The sequence below is a fragment of the Nocardiopsis sp. L17-MgMaSL7 genome, from assembly GCF_003182025.1.
Lineage (GTDB): Bacteria > Actinomycetota > Actinomycetes > Streptosporangiales > Streptosporangiaceae > Nocardiopsis > Nocardiopsis prasina.
Genome location: NZ_QGTF01000003.1, coordinates 121881 through 140539, shown reverse-complemented (window position 1 = coordinate 140539; position 18659 = coordinate 121881). Strand labels below are relative to the sequence as shown.

Genomic DNA, 18659 nt, shown 5'->3' with positions numbered 1-18659 from the left:
GACGGCCCCCGCGTGTCAGCCCCGCGCCGCCACCGCGTCGCCCGTGCCGAGGGAGGCGCGGGCGGCCAGGATCCCGGCGGCGGCCACGTCCGCCCCGGCGAGGAGCGGCGAGGGCACACCGGGCGTGGCCCCGATGGCCGACCCCGGCTGCACCGCGCCGGCCGGGATGCCGAGCACCGTGACGTGCTCGTCCGCCGCCCCGTCGTCGCCGACCAGGTGGAACCCTTCCCGGGTCACGTCCAGTGTGCCGCTGGAGACCGCGGGGCCGTCCGAGGCGGGCCACCGGTGCAGGCGCGCTCTCCCCGAACCCAGCAGGGTCCGCAGCAGCGGATCGTCGGTGTCGGTGACCACCCCCTTGGACATGCGCGTCTCCACGAAGGCCCGCGCCCACACGGGTGCGCGCCGCACCGACGTGGACCGGCCGACGAACAGCCCGTCCTCGAACTCCACCGAGGACCCCTCGCCCAGGAGTTCCACCACGCCGGCGTCGATGAGCGCCAGCACCTGGGCGGCCCGGTGCGGAGGCGGACCCGACGCCAGGGCCAGGCCCAGCGGAGTGAACCAGCCCGCGACGTCGCGCGCCACACTCGCGCCGTCCAGCGCGCCGAGCCCCACCAGGCGCTGTACCGGCCCGCGCAGCGCCGCCATCGCCCGGTTCACGGCGTTGCGCGGACTCCTCTCGGGGGCGTCGATGGTCTCCAGTTCCGCCTCCGCGAAGCGCGCGACCTCCGCACGCCACTCCTCCTCCGACAACGGCGCCCCTCCGGTCGGCGGCGAGGGCCGGTCCAGCCGTCCCGTCCGCAGTCGCAGCCGTGGGTCGGACACCGCCTCCGCCACCACCGCGTCCACGCCGTCAGCGTCGGCCTCCTCCAGCGCGGACAGCAGCTCACCGCGCCCGAGGCCTTCGCGGACGGCCTCCGGCCGGTGCTCCAACAGCACTGACAGGTGGGCCCAGGCGAACTCGCGGGCCAGCTGCGGCCACACCGCCGTCCGGAAGTCCTGCGAGGACGCGGCGGCCACCCGCGCGAACCACTCCCGCGTCGCCAGGACCGGCTCGTAGCCCGGTGGGAAACCGTCGGCGTAGGCGGCCTTGGCACGGTAGGGGAGCCCGCGGCGCGACCCCGCGACCAGAAGCGGTTCGTCCCCGCCGGGCAGGTAGCGCAGCCGGGACGGACGCGCGGGGTCCCCGGCCGGGACGAAGCGTCCGCCCCGCCCCTGTGTCAGCAGCGCCACCACGTCGAAGAAGTTCGCGCCCAGCCCCGCGACCAGCACGGTCTCACCGCCCGGCACACGGTCCCAGGCACGTTCGGCGGGCATGCCCGGCTCCACGTACACCAGTCCGTGCCGCTCCGCCGCCGCCGCCAGGGACCGGACCCGGGGCGAACGACGCGTCTGCACCATGCCCTGGGCCAGGACCACCGAGGGCGCCGCCAGCCTGCGACCGTCCTCCAGCACCACGGTGCGCCAACCGCTCCCGGCGGACTCCAGGTCCACGGCCGTGCCGAGGACGGGGGTCACCTCGACCCGGCCGGTCGCCACCGCGTCCGCCAGCTGCTCGTCGTAGTAGACGCCCTGGAGACGCCGGGAGGGAAAGGACCAGGGACGCAGCTCCGCGATCTCCCGCGCCGCCCACTCCGGGCGGTCGGCCGGGACGCGGCCGTCCGAGGCCCAGCGCACCAGGTCGGGGCCGGGCACGACCGGCCCGTCCATACGGGTGCTCTCGTCGGCGTGGATCGTGGTGTGCGCGCTGTAGGTGTTGTTGAGCAGCAGGGGCGACTGGTCGGTGCGCCAGGTGGCGCCCGCACCGACCTCCACCCGGTCGACCACCGCCACGCGCACGGGCCGCTCGCCCCCGCCCAGCCGTGCGGCGAGCCGCACCACCACCGCGACGGCTCGGGGGCCGCCGCCCACCACGACCGCGTCGAAGCGCTCCTGCGCACCGTGCCCGGCGCTCCGGGCGAGGTCGTCGCGCGCCGGTGCGCCGGTGTCCTGTGTACCGCTCATGGCCCGTCCGTTCCGTTCGCTCCGACAGTGGTGGGCTCCAGCACGGACGGCCGCACCTCCACCACCCCACCCTCACCGCTGTTCACCCGCACGTCCAACCCGTACACCGAGCTCAGCACCTGCGGGTCGTAGGCCCGCGAGGGGGGACCGTCGGCGACGATCCGGCCGCCGTGCAGCAGGACCGCCTGATCGCAGAAGTGCGCCGCGTGGTTGAGGTCGTGGATCGCGATCAGCGCTGTCACCCCCTGAGTCCGGGTCACCGCCCGCACGATCTGGAGCGTCTCGATCTGGTAGCGCAGGTCCAGGGCCGACGTCGGTTCGTCCAACAGCAGCACCTTCGGCTCCTGGGCCAGCGCCCGGGCGATCAGCACCCGCTGTGCCTGACCTCCGGACAGCTGCGACAACTGGCGGTCGCGCAGGTCGGTCAACCCGAGCTGGTCGATGGCGCGGTCCACGACCTCCCGGTCCAGCCGTGAGGGCCGCAGGCCGATGTGGGGGGTGCGGCCCAACAGGACGGCGTCGCGCACCGACTGGTCGAACGGCGCCTCCCCGGACTGGGGAACGTAGGCCACCACCCGCGCGTGCTCACGGCGCGGCGCCGCCAGCAGGTCGCGGCCGCCGAACGAGACGCTGCCCGACTCGGGCCTGAGCACCCGGGCGACGATCTTGGCCAGGGTGGACTTGCCCGACCCGTTCGGGCCGAGCAGGGCACAGAACCGTCCCTCCTCCACACTCAGGCTCACGTCCTCCAGCACGCGGTGGCGCCGGTAGGCGAAGCGGACGGAGTCCAGGTCGAGGCTCATCGGGCCGCCTTCCGGGTGAGGATGAGGTTGATGAACACGGGCGCGCCGATGAAGGCCACCACGATGCCCACCGGGATCACCGACGGCGCCAGGACCGTGCGGCCCACGGTGTCGGCGACCAGGAGCAGGAGACCGCCGGTGAGGAAGGAGAAGGGCAGCAGGTAGCGGTGGTCGGCGCCGATGACCAGCCGCGCGATGTGCGGTCCGACCAGCCCGACGAACCCGATGACCCCGCAGAAGGACACCACCACCGACGCCAGCACCACCGACACGATGATGAGCCCGACCCGCAGCGCGGTCACGTTCACGCCGAGGCTGCGGGCGGCGTCGTCCCCGGCGAAGGCGACGGCGTTCAGGTCCTTGGCGAAGTACCAGAGCAGGGGCAGGGCCAGGAGCGCGGTCGCGCCGACCAGGCGCACGTCGCTCCAGGAGGCGTCGTTGACCGAACCGAACGTCCACCGCACGATCGCCTGGAGGGTGTTCTCGTCCGCCACGAACTGCAACGCCGAGGTCATGGCCTCGAACAACTGAGTGAGGGCGATCCCCAACAGCAGCAGCGTGGCCGTGGACATGGCCTTGGCCGAGGCCAGCCCCAGCACCAGGGCCGAGACCGCCAGGGCCGTGACCAGTGCGCTCGCGATGACCAGCCATGACGCCGACCCCGCGGAACCCCCGGTGAGCAGGATGGCCAGCGACGCGCCGAAGGCGGCGGCGGGGGAGACCCCCAGCGTGAACGGGCTGACCAGCGGGTTGCGCAGCAACCCCTGCATCACCACCCCCGCCACCGACAGGGCGGCGCCCGCCGCGAACGCCAGCAGGGCCCGGGGCAGCCGCAGGTTGGTGATGATGGCGTACGTCTGGGCGAACTCGTCGGCCAGGACCCCGCCGAACACCGACAGGCGAACCGCGTGCCAGACGTCGGACAGTCCGGCGCCCGCGGTGCCCACGGTCACACACCAGGCGACGGCCAGGACGGACACGAAGGCCCCGGCCCCGAGCACGACCCGCCGGACGGAGCCCCGGTCGCGCAGGCGCGGCCGCGGGGCCGCCTCCCGTTCCCGCGGGGACACGGGAGCGGTGGTCGTGGGAGCGGCCGTCATGAGGAGACCTTCTGGACGTAGGCGTTCGCGCCCTCGAAGTCCGTGCCCTGGAAGTCCTCGACCCAGCGAGCGAGGTACTCGTCGGGGTCGACGTCCTCGAACTCCTCCGGGTGCAGCCAGGTGGCCAGGTACAGCGCGCCCAGGGCCTTGGAGAGCCCGCTCGTGGCCCAGCCGTTGCTCACGTAGACCTCGCCCTCGGAGACCGCCGTGACGTCCTCCCAGCCGGGACGGCCCTCCAGGTCGTCACGCAGGGTGTCGAACCGCTCCTGGCCGGTGGGCGCCGCGCTCGGCCCGAACTCGTGGACGATCACCTCGGGGTCGCGTTCGACGACCGAGGCCGGGTCGACGGTGGTCTCGGCCTGCTGGTCGCCACCGGTCCCGACGTCGCCGAAGACGTTCTCGCCCCCGGCGGCCGTGATGATCTGGTCGAAACCGGATCCTGGCAGCCCGGTCAGGTAGGGCTCCTCGGTCTCCCAGTACACGCGGACCGCGTCGGTCCCCTCGACCCGGTCCGAGACCAGGTCGAAGATCTCGTCGTAGAACCCGGAGACCGCCTCGGCCCCCTCGGGCTCGGCGAAGACCCGGCCGAGCAGGTCGACCGTCTCGTGGAACACGTCGAAGTCCCAGGCGGTGGCGACCACGACCGGGACACCGAAGGGCTCCAGCTGCTCCGCGGCCTCCTGCCAGGCGCCGTTGCGCGGCACGATGAACACGTCCGGTTCCAGGGCGACCACGGACTCGTAGTTGATCTCCTGGAGGTCCTCGCTGACGATCTCGTCCTCGCCGATCCCCAGGTAGGGCAGCCGGTTGGCGGAGACCCGGTCGTAGCCCACGACCCGGTCGCCCGCGCCGATGGCCTGCGCGAACTCGTTGCCGTAGCTGTTGAGGACCACGGCCCGCTCCACGGGTCCCGCCAACTCGACGGTGCGGTCGGCGTCGTCCACCACGGTGATGGTCGCACCCCCGCCGTTCGCGGTGTCACCGCTCTCGGACACCACCTCACCGCACGCGGTGAGACCGATGACGAGAGCGGTCAGTGCGCCGAGTGTGGCCGCGCGGGCAGGGCGGCCGGGAAGTGCTGTCATGGCTTTCGTTCCTTGGGTGGGAGGAGGGCACGTGTGCGGTGCCCCGGGGAGGGTTCGGGTGGCGGGGGCGGAGGGGCCGGTGTTCATGGCGCGACGTCGGCCGTCCCGGGCCAGTAGGGGTCACCCAGGGTGAGCATCAGCCGGTTGGCCCAGGAGAAGAAGGACGTCGCGAACACCAGGTCGGTGAGTTCGAGGTCGGACAGGCCCAGGCCACGCAACCGCTCGACCTGGGCGGCCGTGGCCGACGACGGGGTCGTCGCCAGGGCGGCGGCGAACTCCGTGACCGCGGCCCAGCGCGGCTCCTGCCCGTGCGCGAGCGGGGCCGTGCCGGTGGGGCGCCAGTCGGCGTCGCGCTCCAGGACGGCGTCGAGCAGGCGCTGGACGTCGTCCGGCCGGTCGGCCATCTGAGCGGCCTTGCGCGCGTGCACCGACGCGCAGTACACGCAGTCGTTCACCTTGCTGGTGGCGGTGGCCGCCAGTTCCCGCTCGGCACGGGGGAGTCCCTCCCGGCTCGTGAAGACCGCCGCGTCCAGAGCCGTGCGGGCGGCCAGGACACCGGGGACGCGGGAGAGCAGGCGGAAGTACTCGCCGTTGGTCTTGCCCCGGAACGAGGCGGCCTGTTCCTCGGTGAGATCGTCGGTGCGGACCGGAGGCGGCCAGGCGGTCCAGGACAGCAGCTCCCGGGTGTACTCCACGGGTCGCTCGCCTCCGTTGGCGGCCCTACGCGAGGCGTTCTTGACCCTCCCGCGCCCCGGGGCGGTCCGGGCGGGCGGGGCCACGTGTTCCTGGCCTTGCCCCTCCAGCAACCGCAGACCGTGCACCACGCGGGCCTGGAAGGAGGTGAACGCCGCGATCTGCGAGACCACGACCACGGCATCGGTGTCCCAGCCCGCGTCGGTCAGCCCCTCCACGTCCTCGCGCACGGCCAGGGCGGGGGAGACGCTCAGCAGGTCCACGTGTCGGGCGGCCGCGCGCAGGGCGGGGTCCTCGGGCAGGTCGTCCGTGAACAGGGCCGGATCGGCGCCCAGATCCGTGTGGTGGTCCACGAGTTCGCGGGAGCCGTGCCAGCGGGCGGCGAGGGCGGCGAGCCCGTGTCGGACGGCGGGCGCGACCGGTCCAGGGCCGCCGAACAGCGCGTCCTCGGCGGCCTGGGCCCGCTCGTTGATCTCGTGTTTGGTGGTGCGCGCCCGCTCGGTGACCTCTGTCAGGGCCGCCAGTCGGCCGACGGTGTCGCCGCCGCGGAGGGGCGCCGCCCCGGGGTTGGTGCTCACAGTCTCGCCTCGTCGCTCGTGTCGGGGCTGCGGGGCGGCGAAGGCGTCAGGGGGTAGGGGGTGTCGCACGCTTGCCGCGTCACGCAGCCGGGTCGTCGTCTCCGGGGCACCCCACCGTGCAGGAGGGTTGCCGTCCAGCGAGCCGGAACTTCGCGCTGGAACTCTTGACCTGAAAAGCAACTTAGTCGATAGGAAATGTTCCCTACAAGGGATCGGGGGAGTGAGGAAGGCTACAGGGCTCCGCCCCAGGCAAGGTCGTGATGGGATGGGTCCGCTGTACGCCGACGACACCGGGGGAGAACCGTGCGCTGGACCGTCCACTCCGAGAGGCCGCTGTACACCGATCCGTGGATGGACGTCCGGATCGCGGACGTGGAGATCACCGGCGGTCGGCACCTGGAGCACCGGCTGATCCGGACGTCGCCCGGGGCGGGCGCGGTCGTCATGGACAAGGAGGACCGGGTGCTCCTGGAGTGGCGCCACCGGTTCATCCCCGACACGTGGGCCTACGAGATCCCCATGGGCGGTGTCGAGGCCGGTGAGAGCCCGGTGGACGCGGCGGCGCGCGAGGTGCTGGAGGAGACGGGTTGGCGGCCGGGGCCGTTGTGTCCACTGGTGTACGTCCAGCCCACCCCGGGGATCTCGGACTCCGCCCACCACGTCTTCTTCGCGGACACCGCCGAGTACGTGGGCGATCCCGCGGAGGACTGGGAGTCGGAGCGCGTCGAGTGGGTGCCGCTCGCCGACGTGCCCGGACTCGTGGCGGGGAGGCGACTGGTGGCGGGGACCTCGATGACGGCCCTGCTGTACCTGTACGGGGTGGGGCGCCCGACCCCGTGAACCCGCGGGGCCGTGCTGTGGCCCGTCGGGCGAAGGTGAGAACTTGGGCAACCGCCTGCGAGGTCCGGATTCGAATGGCTACTGTGGCCCCACTCGTCCCTGCGATCGTGAGGTGGCCCGTTGGTTCACGAGTCGTTGTTCGGTCTCCCCGAACTCTCCCCGGTGCCGGTGGTGATGAGCCTGGACGCCCAGCGGTACGAGCGGATGTGGAGTGTCGACGGGACCCACGAGTTCCGGCGCCGCTTCCTCACCGGGGTGCCCGCCCAGTGGTTCGTGTACCTCACCCGTCCCGAGGGGCGGCTGTGCGCGGTGATCGACCTGGGGGCGGCGATCGTGGACACTCCGCGCGAGATCGCGCGGATCGCCGAGCGCGTGAGCCCGGGTGAGGGAGCCCTCGTGGAGGAGTACCTGGCCGGGGACGGCGAGGTGGGGTACGCGATGCCCGTCCGGCGGGTGCGGGAGTTCTCCGGTTTCACCGACACGGAGCTGGACCGGATGCTCGACGGCTTCCAGCCGCCGGAGGGTCACGTCCTGGTCGACGACCATCCCGGCTGGCGGGCGGTCTGCGACAAGCTGCTCTCCGGAGCCGTGCTCCGCGAGACCACGATCAGTCCCGTGTACTGACGGCGCCTCCGGTGGCGGCACGCCGCCGGTGTGGGTAGGTCCTCCCGTGAGACGAGGAGGATCTATGACCGCATGCGATCACGACTGGACCTCGGGTCCCAACGGCGGAACGGAGCAGTGCTCGAACTGCGGGGCCATTCGGTCCCGGAACTACTGAGTTCCCGCCGCCCGAACGGCCACCCGGTCGCAGTCCGCGCAGTCGGTCCGGCACGGGGCGCCGAAGTTGTTCATGCTCATGGACTTGCAGCGGACGCACACCAGACGCCTGCCACCCGGTGGGTCGTGACGCCACTCGTGATGGCCGCGGCGGCAGATCCCCGAGGGGAGGATGCGGGTGGGGTCACTCGTGCTCATGAGGACACCGTAACCGTGGAGTACGCGGACGGGGAAGGGCGGCTCCGGAACGTCACCGAATGCGCCGCATCCGACGGTTGGGGAGAAGTGCCCGACCGCCACGGGCGCGTTCGGTCGCCTGAGCGCGGAAGGTTCCCCCGTCCCGTGATGGAGGGGGAAGCCGTGGGGGAAGGGATGGGGGAGACAGCGGACCACAAGTAGTTTAAGATTCAACTTGTTGTACTGAGTGGCCAGCCGGACGAGAAAGGGTGAAGGACATGGACGTGCGTCCCTCGGGGATTCACCACGTGACAGCGATCGCGAGCGACCCACAGGCCAACGCCGACTTCTACCTGAACGCGCTGGGCATGCGCATGGTCAAGCGGACGGTCAACTTCGACGCCCCGGAGACCTACCACTTCTACTACGGGGACCGCGCGGGCAATCCCGGCACCATCATGACCTTCTTCCCCTGGCCCGACGCGCCCAAGGGAAGGATCGGCGCGGGTCAGGCCACCACCACGACCTTCTCCGTCCCCGAGGGCTCCCTGGGCTGGTGGGCCGAGCACCTCGCCGCGCTGAACGTGCCGGCCTCCCGCCCGACCGAACGCGGCGAGGAGGACGTCCTCACCCTGCGGGACCCGGACGGACTCGTCATCGAGCTGGCCGCCAGCGCCGACCACCACGACACCGACCCCTGGGACGGGGGAGCGGTCCCCGTCGACCACGCCATCCGGGGCATCCGCGCCGTCACCCTCACCGAACACGACGCGGACGGCACCGCCCTGATGCTCGGCGACCAGCTCGGCTTCCACCTGCACAGCGAGAACGGCAACCGGATGCGGTTCCGGACCAACGACACCGGCGACGGGGTCGGCACCATCGTCGACGTCGTCGCCGACCCCGGGGCCGAGCGGGGCGTGGTCGCCGCCGGAACCGTCCACCACGTCGCCTACCGCGCCCCGGACACACCCGTTCAGGAGTCCTGGCGCCAGCGCTTGGAGGACGACGGCGTGGGGGTCACCGAGATCCGCGACCGCACGTACTTCACCTCGATCTACTTCCGCGAGCCCGGCGGCGTGCTGCTGGAGATCGCCACCGACGGCCCCGGGTTCGATTACGACGAACCGCTGCTCGAACTGGGCCGCTCGCTGAAGCTGCCGCCGTGGCTGGAGCCCAGCCACGAGCAGATCGCCGCCCGCCTGCCGCGTGTGGAGGTCGACCAGTGACCCCGCCCGCCACCTCGGTCGAGGACTTCGTCCACGTCTACGAACCGGGCACCGCGCCGGACGCGCCGACCCTGCTGCTCCTGCACGGGACCGGCGCGGACGAACACGACCTGCTGCCCCTGGGGCGGGCCCTGGCACCGGGCGCCGCGCTGCTGTCCCCGCGCGGCAGGGTCGACGAGAACGGCATGAACCGCTGGTTCCGCCGTCTGCGGGAAGGGGTCTTCGACGTCGACGACCTCATCGGGCGCACCGCCGAGCTGGCCGGTTTCGTCGGGGCGGCCACCGCCGCCTACGACCTCGACCCCGGGCGGATCGTGGTGAGCGGGTTCTCGAACGGGGCCAACACGGGCGCCGGGCTGCTCCTGCTCCACCCGGGACTGGTCGCGGGCGCGGCGCTGTTCGCGGGCGGCGCCCCGCTCCAGGGACGCGAACCCGCGCCGGTGGATCTGTCGGGGACACGGGTGTTCCTCGGTAACGGCGTGGCCGATCCCATCACGACCATTGACCAGTCCCGTCTGCTCGCCTCCCAGTTGGGGGAGCGGGGGGCGAGGGTCCTGGTCCGGGAGCACGCCGGGGGACACCAGCTGACGCCGGAGGTGCTGGCCGAGGCCCGGGACTGGTTTGCCCGCGAGGAGTTCTGAGCTCGACTCGCCGGGGACCGGCTCGGGGCCGGTCCCCGGGGTTCCCGCCCAGTCGCGGTGGCGCCCCCTGCACCCGGGCGTCACTGCTTCTCTTCGGTCCTTGGTGAATCCACGTCGTAAAGCTGGCTGTTCGGCGGGGTACGCACGCCTCCAAAGCAACCCGGCGGCAACGGACCCCGTCACCCCAACCGGCCGTAAGGGGATCACTGCTCCGGTCCCGTGACAAAGCGGTACGCGTCAGTGGCTACATTGGCTCGCGCCCCGTTCCCCGTCATGGAAGACAGCCGATGATCCTCTCTTCTCACACCGCACGGCTCCGGTGATGGACCCCGAAATCCTCGGACTGCTGTTGCTCGCCGCCGTCGCCGCGGGCTGGATCGACGCCGTCGTCGGGGGAGGGGGCCTGCTCCTGCTCCCGGCCCTCATGGTCGCCGCTCCCAACGCGCCCCTGGCCACACTGCTGGGCACCAACAAGCTCGGCGCCGTCTTCGGTACCACCTCCGCCGCCATCGCCTACGCCCGCAAGGTGAGAATCGACCGCCGTGTCGTGGTCCCCACGGCCGGGCTGGCCCTGCTCGGTTCCGGGCTGGGCGCCGCCCTGGCCACGGCGCTCACCGCCGACGTGCTCAAACCGATCATCATGGTCGTCCTGGCCGGGGTCGCCCTCCTGGTGGTGTTCCGACCCGCCATGGGCACCTCACCCGACCCGGCCCTGCGCACCCGCAACCGGATCCTGGCGGCCCTGGCCCTGGCCGGGATCGGCGTGAGTTTCTACGACGGCATCATCGGCCCCGGCACGGGCGTGTTCCTGATCATCGCCTTCACCGCGGTGCTGGGCATGGACTTCCTCCAGGCCTCCGCCTCAGCCAAGATCGTCAACGTGTGCACCAACCTCGGCGCCCTGGTGGTCTTCGGGCTCGGCGGCCACGTGGACTGGCTGCTGGGCCTGGGGCTGGCGGTCTGCACGATCCTGGGAGCCCAGGTCGGCGCCCGCATGGCCCTCCAGCGGGGATCGGGGTTCGTCCGCGGGGTCCTGCTCGTGGTGGTGCTCGCCCTGCTCGCCCGCATGGGCTGGGACGTCTTCGCCTGAGCGCGGGGTCCCGGCTGCCAACCACCGAGGCAACCGGGCCCCGGCCGCGCGCCCCTACACCGCCGGGTCCGCCCCGCCCGTCAGGGCCGCGGTGACGTCCTCGATGATCCGGTGGGCTCCGTGGTAGTTGGCCGACCCCCAGAAGTCGTAGTCCACCCGGTACAGCCGCTCGTCCTCGACCGCGCCCAGGTTGGCCCACAGTCCGCTGGAGAAGGTGGTGGGTGCGTCCGGGTACCCGGAACCGGCCAGGACGAACACCGCGTCACCGTCGGCCTGGTCGAGATTCTCGTAACTGTGCGGGACGAAGTCGGTGTCGCCCTCGCCCTCCAGCTGGGAGTCGGGGCGGGCGAAGCCCAGGTCCGCCACGATCTGGCCCGGGAACGACTCCGGTGTCTCCAAACGGATCTCGGTGTCGCTCTGAAGACGTACCAGGGACAGCTCGGTCCCGGCCGGGTCCACCCCGGCCCCGGCCAGGTCGGCCCGGGCCCGTTCGATCGCGGCGTCATAGGCGGCCACCGCCTCCCCGGCCGCGTCCTCCGCGTCCAGGATCCGGGCGACCTCCTCCAGGTGACCGCGCCAGGAACCGGTCCCCTCCCACTCCACAAGGACCGTGGGCGCGATCGACTCCAGGTTGTCCAGCATCTGGCCCTGGGTGCCGTTCGGCGTGCTCACCCCGATGATGAGGTCGGGCGCGGCGTTGGCCAGCTCCTCGATGTTGACGTCGTCCTCCACGGGCGAGCTGGTCACCAGGGTCAGTTCGGCGCCGTCCGCGTCTTCGGGTAGGAAGGGAGCCAGACCCTGGTCGGCCTCACCGGGGGTGCCCATGGTGCCGACCGCGTCGTGACCCAACAGGGTCAGGGCAGCCAGGGTGGGGCGCCACAGTACGGCGATCCGCTCGGGGGAGTCGGGGATCTCCACGCTCCCGTTGGCGCCCTCGACGGTCCGGGAGCCGCCGGACCCACCGTCGGCACCGTCGTCGGAACCCCCGCCTCCGGAGCCGCAGGCGGTCAACGTCAGGGCCCCGGCCAGGGCGAGCACGCTCAGAGAGCGCGACGGGCGTGTGAGTTCGGGCATCTGAGGGGACCCTTCCGTGCGAACAGGATGTAGGTAAGGCTAACCTGTCCGGGTGGGTTTTGGCTGATTCCGACCAGGACCTCCGCGACGCTCCGCCGGTCCCACCACGGGCGAGCCTCTCCACAACACACCCAGCACACCCAGTAAGACGAACGGGGAACCCGTGGCCCTGCGCGCGCCCGCGCCATCGCGCCCCACCCTCACCAGACGCGTCATCCGCCCCATCGGCCTCATCATCGCCCTGGGCGTTCTCGCTGTCTGCGCGCTCCTCAGCATCACCGTCGGGGCCAAACCCATCCCCGGCGCCGACGTGTGGGCCGCCCTGACCGACTACGACGGCTCCTACGACCACGACGTCATCCGCACCCTGCGCGTCCCCCGCACCGTCATCGGGATCTTCGTCGGCGCCGCGCTCGGGCTGGCCGGTGCCCTCATGCAGGCCCTGACCCGCAACCCCCTGGCCGAACCCGGCATCCTCGGAATCAACTCCGGTGCCGCGGCGGCCGTGGTCGTGGCCGCCTTCGTCTTCGGTGCCAGCGGCTCCTCCCTGGTCTGGCCCGCCTTCCTGGGCGCGGCCATCGCCGCGATCGCCGTCTACGCCCTGGGCTCACGCGGCCGTGCCAGTGCCACCCCCGTGCGCCTGGCGCTGGCCGGAACGGCGCTGGCCGCCGTCCTCCAGGGGATCATCTACGGCGTCATCGTCCTCAACGACTTCGTCTTCGACCGCATCCGGTTCTGGCAGGTCGGCTCGCTGACCGGACGCGACCTCGACCTCTTCCTCCAGGTCGCCCCCTTCCTCGTCGTCGGCATCCTGGTGACCCTGGCCCTGGGCCCCTCCCTGAACGCCATGGCCCTGGGCGACGACCTCGCGGCCACCCTGGGCGCCAAGATCCCCCTGATCCGAGCCGGAACGGCCGTGGGCGTCATCCTGCTGTGCGGAGCCGCCACCGCCGCGGCCGGACCCATCTGGTTCGTGGGCCTGATCATCCCCCACGCCGCCCGCGTGATCACCGGACCCGACCAGCGCTGGCTCCTGCCCTACGCGGCCGTCCTGGGCGCCATCCTGCTCACCGCCGCCGACACCGTCGGACGTGTCATCCTGCCCAGTTCCGAACTGGAGGTCGGCATCATCACCGCACTCGTCGGGGCGCCCCTGTTCATCGCCCTGGTCCGCAGCAGAAAGATGGCCCAGCTGTGAGCGACACCCTGACACACCCAGCCCGCACCGGCGCGCCCGAGCGCCTCACCCCGCGCGGCACCCGCGCCTGGCGCTCCCGAGGGGGCCGGGTGTCCTTCCTGCTGCGCCCGCGCACCCTCGTGATCAGCCTGATCCTGGTCGCCGTCACCCTGGCGACCCTGGTCGTGTCGGTGGCGGTCGGCGACTACGAGATCCCGCTCTCGGCGGTGCCCGCCGCCCTCATGGGGTACGGGGAACGGCTCGACGTGTTCTTCGTGCAGGGGGTGCGCCTGCCCCGGGCGCTGACGGCCATCGGTGTGGGAGCCGCCCTGGGCATCGCCGGGGCCGTCTTCCAGAGCCTGTCGCGCAACGTCCTGGGCAGCCCCGACATCATCGGGTTCACCTCCGGTGCCGCCACCGGCGCCGTGGCCGCCATCCTCATCCTGGGCGCCGGACGGGTGGTGGTCTCCCTGGGGGCCATCGCCGGCGGTCTGATCACCGCCGGTGTCGTGTACCTGCTGGCCATGAAGAACGGTGTCCAGGGGTACCGGCTGGTCCTGGTCGGCATCGGCATCAGCGCCATGCTGGCCTCGGTGCGCGACTACCTCATGACCCGCGCCGAACTCACCGACGCCCTGGGCGCGCAGATCTGGATGATCGGCAGCCTCAACGGCCGGGGGTGGAGCGAGACCGCCGCCGTGTGGATCGGCCTGGTGGTGCTGGCCCCGGTGATCTTCGCCGTCGGGCAGCGCCTGCGCTTCCTGGAGCTGGGCGAGGACACCGCCCGGGGTCTGGGCGTGAACGCGCAGTCCACGCAGATCATCGCCCTGGCCGCCGCCAGTGCTCTGACCGGTGCGGCCATCGCCGTGGCCGGACCGATCGGCTTCGTGGCCCTGGCCGCGCCCCAGCTGGCGCGGCGCCTGACCCGCACCGGCGGCACCACCCTGGTCGGGGCCGCGCTCATGGGCGCCACGCTGCTGGTCCTGGCCGACCTCGTCGCCATGCGCCTGCTGGCCCCCACCCAGTTGCCCGTGGGTGTCGTCACCGCCGTCATCGGCGGCAGCTACCTCATCTGGCTGCTGTACACCGAATGGCGCGGCGGCCGGGCCTGACCGTCCGCGCCCCGCACCCTGATCCGAGCAGCCACCGCCGAGCCCCACCCGAAAGAGAACGATGACCGACGACGCCAGCAACCGCCTCTCGGGCCAGGACCTCACCCTGTCCTACGACCAGCGCGTCATCTCCCGCGACCTGGCCGTGCGCATCCCCGACAACTCCTTCACGGTCATCGTCGGGCCCAACGCGTGCGGCAAGTCGACGCTGTTGCGCGCGCTGTCGCGCACGCTCAAGCCGGCCCAGGGCAACGTGCTCCTGGACGGGCAGGTCATCAGCTCCTACCCGGCCAAGGAGGTGGCCCGCCGACTGGGCCTGCTGCCGCAGTCCTCCATCGCCCCGGACGGCATCGGTGTGGCCGACCTGGTGGCCCGGGGCCGCTTCCCGCACCAGAGCTTCCTGCGCCAGTGGTCCTCCCAGGACGAGGCCGTGGTCGCCGAGGCGATGGCGGCCACCGGGATCAGCGCGCTGGCCGACCGGTCCGTGGACGAGCTGTCCGGCGGCCAGCGCCAGCGGGTGTGGCTGGCCATGGTCCTGGCCCAGCAGACCCCGCTGCTGCTGCTGGACGAGCCCACCACGTACCTGGACATCGCGCACCAGATGGACATGCTCGACCTGTGCGCCGACCTGCACGCCGAGCAGGGGCACACCCTGGTCGCGGTGCTGCACGACCTCAACCACGCGTGCCGCTACGCCACCCACCTGATCGTGATGAAGGACGGTGAGATCGTGGCCGAGGGCGAACCCGCCACGGTGGCCACCGCCGACCTCGTGGAGAAGGTGTTCGGACTGCCGGTGCGGATCATCCCCGACCCCGAGACCCACACGCCGATGATCGTCCCGGTCGACCGCAGGGGCAAGGGCCGCGAGGGCCACTGAGGGGTGCGTCCGGTCCGGTCGGACCGGACGCCGTCCCCCGCTCAGCGCGCCAGGAGACCGCGCAGGTGCGCCACCACCCCGGCCGGGTCCTGCTCGGCCATGAAGTGTCCGCTGCTCACCGTTGCGTGCTGTAGGTCGCTGGCCCACGCACCCCACAGCGCGGCGGCGTCGTACCCCAGGGCCGCGCCCCAGTCCTGCTGGAGCACCGTCACCGGCATCCGAAGACGCCGCTCCGCAGCCCGGTCGGCCGCGTCGTGCTCGACGTCGATCCCGGCCGAGGCACGGTAGTCGGCCACGATCGAGTCCACCGCCCCGGCACTGGCGTCCAGGTAGGCCCGGCGCACCTCGCCCGGGATCGCGCCGGGTTCGGTGGCCCAGGCGTCCAGGAAGTACCCGAAGAACTCCTCCGCGCTGGCGGAGATCATCCGCTCGGGCAGACCCGGGGGCTGGGCCATCAGGTACAGGTGGAAACCGACCGCGCCGCGCACCCCGCTCAATGCCTCCCACATGTCCAGGGTCGGCAACACGTCCAGGCTGGCCAGGTGCGTGACCACGTCGGGGTGGTCCAGGCCGGTGCGCACGGCCACCAACGCCCCGCGGTCGTGACCGGCCAGCGCGAACCTCTCGTGGCCCAGGGCCCGGGCCAGTCCCACCACGTCCGCGCCCATGGTCCGCTTGGAGTAGACCTCGGGTCCGGTCGCCTCGGGCTTGTCGCTGTCCCCGTAACCGCGCAGGTCAGGGCAGATCACCGTGTGGTCGGCCGCCAGGTCGGCGGCGACGTGCCGCCACATCAGGTGGGTCTGCGGAAACCCGTGCAGGAGCACCAGGGGCGGCCCCGACCCTCCGACCGCCACGTTCAGCGACACCTCGGGCGCCACTCGCACCCTCTCGTACTCGAATCCTTCGATGACCGGAGCCATACGTCCGCCTCTCACTCGTTCCTTCCGGGGGTGAACCCAGCCTGTCGCCCCCCGATGAGCAACCGATGAGCGACCGCGCGGGCTGGCGCACGGGTGGGCTCGGCCGTGGGACCACCGCCCGGGGCCGTCCCGTGCCGCTCACGCGCGCCAGCGCTCGGCGGTCGGCGCCCATCGGCCGTCGACCGTCACGGTCCTCCGTGCCCGGTCGAGCGCGCCGCGGGCCCCGCGCAACCGCCGCGGACCGGTCCGCGTCATCGCTGACCAGGCGGTACCTTGACCACGACGCACACGACCAACACGGGGGAGGGGTGCCGGTGCGGGTCGGCTTCGGGGTGCTCGGTCCCGTCACTGCCTGGGACGGGACCGGGGAGGAACTCGCGCTGCGCGGGCCGCGCCACCGCGCGGTCCTGGCACGGCTGATCCTCGCCCGCCGCCGCGTCGTGCCCGTCGACCTCCTCGTCGACGACCTGTGGGAGGGAGACCCGCCCCCCGGGGCCACCAGCGCCGTGCGCACCTTCGTCGCCGCGCTCCGCCGTGCACTGGAACCCGACCGACCACCGCGCGCCCCCGCCACCCTGCTCACCACTCGGGGCCCCGGCTACGCCCTTGACGCCGCCCCCGACACCGTCGACGCCTGGTTGTTCGAACAACGCCTCCAGCACGCCGGCGCCCTGCCTCCCGACCAGGCCCTGCCCCGACTCCAACAGGCCCTGGACCCCTGGCGCGGCCCCGCCTACGCCGACTTCCCCGAAGCCGCCTGGGCCCGCACCGAACGCGGCCGCCTGGCCGAACTGCGCCTGGGCGCCCTCGAACACCTCGCCCGCACCCGACTGGACCTGGGACTGGCCGCCCAGGCCGTCCCCGACCTGGACGCCCACGTGGCCGAACACCCCTGGCGCGAGGACGCCTGGCGGCTGCTGGCCCTGGCCCTGTACCGCACCGGACGCCAGGGGGACGCCCTGGGAGTGCTCCGCCGGGCCCGCTCCCTGCTCGTGGAGCAGTTGGGCGTGGACCCCGGCCCCGCACTACGCCGTCTGGAACAGGACATCCTGCGCCAGGCCGCCCACCTGGACTCCGACCCCTCGGGCGAGCCGCGTCCGCGCGGGACCGCCGCCTCCCCACAGCCCGGCCCGCGTTCCCACTGCCCTGGCTCGTCACGGCCTGCGAACGAGGGGCACGACCTCGGCGACCAGTTGTGGAACCGGGCGGCCGATGCCTACCGGCGCACCGTCACCCCGAGAGCGCGGGTCCGGCTCGAGTCCACCGTCAGCCTGTTGCGGGACCTCGCCGTCACCGGCCCCGAGGGGCTGCGTACCGCCCGCGCACAGCGCCTGGCCGCCGTCACCGCCGCCGAGGAACTCGGCGACCCCCTCCTGACCGCGCGGGTGATCGGGGCCTACGACGTCCCCGCCAACTGGACACGGGTGGACGACCCCGAACGCTCCGCCCGGGTGGTCGCCGCCGCCGAACGCACCCTGGCCGCCCTGCCCGACACCGGGCACGAGGGGGCCCGCGCCCGGCTGTCGGCCACCGTCGCCTTGGAGTCGCGCGGCACCCGTGGAGCACGGGGACCCGAGGCGGCCGCCGAGGCGGAGCGGCTCGCCAGGGACCTGGGCGACCCCACGCTGCTGGCCTTCGCGCTGAACGCCCGGTACATGCAGGCCTTCCACCGGGCCGGGCTGGCGCCCGAGCGCGACGCCCTGGGCTCCGAGCTCATCGCCCTGGCCACTCGGCACGACCTCGTCACCTTCCGGATCCTGGGCCACCTGATCCGGGTGCAGTCCCTGTCCGCGCTGGCTGACTGGTCGGGCGCCGACCACCACGACCGGGCCGCGCGGGAACTGGGGGAGCGCCACGAACGCCCGCTGACCGTGGTCTTCTCCCGCTGGTACCGGGCCCTGCGCGCCGCCGCTGATCCCCTGGGCACGTCAGAGAGCGCTCTCAGCGCCCTGGGCGACGCCTCCGCCGGGCTGAGGGGCGCGGGCATGCCCGGCCTCGAACACGGGCTGGAGCCCCTGGCTCTGCTGTGCCTGCGTCTGAGGCGCGGACTGCCCGCTCCCGCGGACGCCGACGCCGACTACGGCCCCCACGAACCCTGGGCCCGCCCTCACGTGCTGCTCGCCCGACACCGGACCGTCGAGGCCGCCAGCGCGCTGTCGCGGCTGCCGGAGCCACCGCGCGACCTGTTGCTGGAGGCCCGCTGGGCGCTGGCCGCCCGTGCCGCCGAGGCCGTGGGGGACCGCGCGGTGATGCGCCGGGCCCTGACCGAGCTCACCCCGGCCGTCGGCGAGGAGGCCGGCGCGCAGACCGGGATGCTCACCCTGGGCCCGGTCGCGGAGCACCTCGACTCCCTCCGGCGGGCTCTGCGCACCTGAACGGAACGTTCGGTACATTTGGGACTTCTTGGCTCCAGGGTCGGGGCTGGACCCTGAAAGTCTCAACCCCAAGGTGGAAGGTTGAACTTGAGGGAGAGCGT

The 18659-nt window shown here is 72.8% G+C and carries 17 protein-coding genes and 1 riboswitch; of the genes, 9 read left to right on the top strand and 8 right to left on the bottom strand.

Annotated features, from left to right (window positions below; translation table 11 throughout):
- Positions 1-15: 15 nt before the first annotated feature.
- The 5 genes from BDW27_RS06035 to BDW27_RS06015 all read right to left on the bottom strand — a co-directional run bounded on the left by BDW27_RS06035 (position 16) and on the right by BDW27_RS06015 (position 6263).
- The gene (locus BDW27_RS06035; protein WP_110048544.1) at positions 16-2004 is read right to left on the bottom strand and encodes an FAD/NAD(P)-binding protein; all 1989 of its coding nucleotides are present in this window, start codon (positions 2002-2004) and stop codon (positions 16-18) included.
- A complete protein-coding gene (locus tag BDW27_RS06030; RefSeq protein ID WP_110048543.1) occupies positions 2001-2807 on the bottom strand; it encodes an ABC transporter ATP-binding protein in 807 nt (268 codons plus the stop codon). Before BDW27_RS06030 ends, BDW27_RS06035 begins: the two co-directional genes overlap by 4 nt.
- Positions 2804-3907, bottom strand: a complete 1104-nt coding sequence (locus tag BDW27_RS06025) for an iron ABC transporter permease (RefSeq protein ID WP_110048542.1) — start codon at positions 3905-3907, stop codon at positions 2804-2806. Before BDW27_RS06025 ends, BDW27_RS06030 begins: the two co-directional genes overlap by 4 nt.
- On the bottom strand, positions 3904-4992 hold the full coding sequence (locus BDW27_RS06020; protein ID WP_110048541.1) for an ABC transporter substrate-binding protein: 1089 nt from the start codon (positions 4990-4992) through the stop codon (positions 3904-3906). Before BDW27_RS06020 ends, BDW27_RS06025 begins: the two co-directional genes overlap by 4 nt.
- An 83-nt stretch (positions 4993-5075) precedes the next feature.
- On the bottom strand, positions 5076-6263 hold the full coding sequence (locus BDW27_RS06015; RefSeq protein ID WP_110048540.1) for a peroxidase-related enzyme: 1188 nt from the start codon (positions 6261-6263) through the stop codon (positions 5076-5078).
- 62 nt (positions 6264-6325) lie between these two features.
- A riboswitch (SAM riboswitch) is annotated at positions 6326-6433 on the bottom strand.
- A gap of 133 nt (positions 6434-6566) precedes the next feature.
- On the opposite strand from BDW27_RS06015, the gene BDW27_RS06010 reads away from it, so the two are divergent.
- Both BDW27_RS06010 and BDW27_RS06005 read left to right on the top strand, forming a co-directional pair.
- Positions 6567-7103, top strand: a complete 537-nt coding sequence (locus BDW27_RS06010) for an NUDIX hydrolase (protein ID WP_110048539.1) — start codon at positions 6567-6569, stop codon at positions 7101-7103.
- Between the two features lie 120 nt (positions 7104-7223).
- The gene (locus tag BDW27_RS06005; RefSeq protein ID WP_233515653.1) at positions 7224-7727 is read left to right on the top strand and encodes a hypothetical protein; all 504 of its coding nucleotides are present in this window, start codon (positions 7224-7226) and stop codon (positions 7725-7727) included.
- 150 nt (positions 7728-7877) lie between these two features.
- Here the strand turns inward: BDW27_RS06005 and BDW27_RS06000 are convergent, their stop codons facing one another.
- On the bottom strand, positions 7878-8081 hold the full coding sequence (locus BDW27_RS06000) for a hypothetical protein (protein ID WP_083927465.1): 204 nt from the start codon (positions 8079-8081) through the stop codon (positions 7878-7880).
- Between the two features lie 257 nt (positions 8082-8338).
- On the opposite strand from BDW27_RS06000, the gene BDW27_RS05995 reads away from it, so the two are divergent.
- From BDW27_RS05995 to BDW27_RS05985, 3 genes are all read left to right on the top strand, one after another.
- Complete coding sequence (locus BDW27_RS05995; protein ID WP_110048799.1) at positions 8339-9289, top strand: ring-cleaving dioxygenase; 951 nt, start codon at positions 8339-8341, stop codon at positions 9287-9289.
- The gene (locus tag BDW27_RS05990) at positions 9286-9930 is read left to right on the top strand and encodes an alpha/beta hydrolase (RefSeq protein ID WP_110048537.1); all 645 of its coding nucleotides are present in this window, start codon (positions 9286-9288) and stop codon (positions 9928-9930) included. The genes BDW27_RS05995 and BDW27_RS05990 overlap by 4 nt, the downstream gene beginning before the upstream one ends.
- A gap of 322 nt (positions 9931-10252) precedes the next feature.
- Entirely contained in the window at positions 10253-11020 is a 768-nt protein-coding gene (locus BDW27_RS05985; RefSeq protein WP_110048536.1) for a TSUP family transporter, read from the top strand.
- A gap of 54 nt (positions 11021-11074) precedes the next feature.
- Here the strand turns inward: BDW27_RS05985 and BDW27_RS05980 are convergent, their stop codons facing one another.
- Positions 11075-12094: an iron-siderophore ABC transporter substrate-binding protein gene (locus tag BDW27_RS05980; protein WP_110048535.1), complete on the bottom strand. Its 1020-nt coding sequence runs from the start codon at positions 12092-12094 to the stop codon at positions 11075-11077.
- A 163-nt stretch (positions 12095-12257) separates the two neighbouring features.
- On the opposite strand from BDW27_RS05980, the gene BDW27_RS05975 reads away from it, so the two are divergent.
- The 3 genes from BDW27_RS05975 to BDW27_RS05965 all read left to right on the top strand — a co-directional run bounded on the left by BDW27_RS05975 (position 12258) and on the right by BDW27_RS05965 (position 15263).
- Positions 12258-13292 (top strand): iron ABC transporter permease, encoded by a 1035-nt coding sequence (locus BDW27_RS05975; protein WP_017543397.1) that lies wholly within the window; start codon positions 12258-12260, stop codon positions 13290-13292.
- Positions 13289-14383, top strand: coding sequence for an iron chelate uptake ABC transporter family permease subunit (locus BDW27_RS05970; RefSeq protein ID WP_110048534.1), 1095 nt, complete (start codon positions 13289-13291; stop codon positions 14381-14383). The genes BDW27_RS05975 and BDW27_RS05970 overlap by 4 nt, the downstream gene beginning before the upstream one ends.
- Before the next feature lie 61 nt (positions 14384-14444).
- Positions 14445-15263, top strand: a complete 819-nt coding sequence (locus tag BDW27_RS05965; RefSeq protein WP_110048533.1) for an ABC transporter ATP-binding protein — start codon at positions 14445-14447, stop codon at positions 15261-15263.
- 41 nt (positions 15264-15304) lie between these two features.
- On the opposite strand, the gene BDW27_RS05960 is transcribed toward BDW27_RS05965, so the two are convergent.
- Positions 15305-16183 (bottom strand): alpha/beta fold hydrolase, encoded by an 879-nt coding sequence (locus tag BDW27_RS05960; RefSeq protein ID WP_110048532.1) that lies wholly within the window; start codon positions 16181-16183, stop codon positions 15305-15307.
- Between the two features lie 314 nt (positions 16184-16497).
- Here BDW27_RS05960 and BDW27_RS05955 point away from each other — a divergent pair, with 314 nt between their 5' ends.
- The gene (locus tag BDW27_RS05955) at positions 16498-18558 is read left to right on the top strand and encodes a BTAD domain-containing putative transcriptional regulator (RefSeq protein WP_110048531.1); all 2061 of its coding nucleotides are present in this window, start codon (positions 16498-16500) and stop codon (positions 18556-18558) included.
- Positions 18559-18659: the final 101 nt, after the last annotated feature.

Excerpts from the sequence above, each read along its gene's own strand:
- BDW27_RS05995 (WP_110048799.1), top strand. The coding sequence starts at position 8,339 with ATGGACGTGCGTCCCTCGGGGATTCACCACGTGACAGCGATCGCGAGC.
- BDW27_RS05985 (WP_110048536.1), top strand. The coding sequence starts at position 10,253 with ATGGACCCCGAAATCCTCGGACTGCTGTTGCTCGCCGCCGTCGCCGCG.
- BDW27_RS06000 (WP_083927465.1), bottom strand. The coding sequence starts at position 8,081 with ATGAGCACGAGTGACCCCACCCGCATCCTCCCCTCGGGGATCTGCCGC.
- BDW27_RS06035 (WP_110048544.1), bottom strand. The coding sequence starts at position 2,004 with ATGAGCGGTACACAGGACACCGGCGCACCGGCGCGCGACGACCTCGCC.
- BDW27_RS06025 (WP_110048542.1), bottom strand. The coding sequence starts at position 3,907 with ATGACGGCCGCTCCCACGACCACCGCTCCCGTGTCCCCGCGGGAACGG.
- BDW27_RS06030 (WP_110048543.1), bottom strand. The coding sequence starts at position 2,807 with ATGAGCCTCGACCTGGACTCCGTCCGCTTCGCCTACCGGCGCCACCGC.
- BDW27_RS05960 (WP_110048532.1), bottom strand. The coding sequence starts at position 16,183 with ATGGCTCCGGTCATCGAAGGATTCGAGTACGAGAGGGTGCGAGTGGCG.
- BDW27_RS05980 (WP_110048535.1), bottom strand. The coding sequence starts at position 12,094 with ATGCCCGAACTCACACGCCCGTCGCGCTCTCTGAGCGTGCTCGCCCTG.
- BDW27_RS06020 (WP_110048541.1), bottom strand. The coding sequence starts at position 4,992 with ATGACAGCACTTCCCGGCCGCCCTGCCCGCGCGGCCACACTCGGCGCA.
- BDW27_RS05965 (WP_110048533.1), top strand. The coding sequence starts at position 14,445 with ATGACCGACGACGCCAGCAACCGCCTCTCGGGCCAGGACCTCACCCTG.